A 354-nucleotide genomic window follows, 5' to 3' on the forward strand; every position below is an offset into this window, starting at 1 on the left:
CACACACGCACTGACCACCAGTCGGGTCCGGCGCGGTCACGATCTGGTTGCTCGGGTTCTCATCCGAATTGACGGGTTCCCGCCAGCAGACACGCACATTCTGATATCCGGTCAGCGTCAGCATCAAGGCCGTAGCCGCATCCGCAAACGGCGTGAACATGGTTTGAACCGGTGCCATTATCAGGTCTACTGAAGCTGCTACTTGAGGCGACACAAATTGATTATTGCTGCGGATCAGGACCGATGAGTCAACGTCGATCACTTGTTGTACCCCGTTTATGGGTACCAGATATAGTCTAATGTACTGTGCCACTGGGCTCTCCTAAAACTGGGATCAGACAAATCCCGTCCATA

General features: G+C 53.4%; 1 protein-coding gene. It reads right to left on the reverse strand.

The window, feature by feature from the left end; translation table 11 throughout:
- Nucleotides 1–313: hypothetical protein (locus AC1RP1_RS08070; protein ID WP_481762726.1), on the reverse strand; the 313-nt coding region annotated here is incomplete at its 3' end.
- Nucleotides 314–354 lie beyond the last annotated feature (41 nt).

The sequence above is a fragment of the Dellaglioa sp. CoH-56-MRSF-13 genome, from assembly GCF_056782095.1.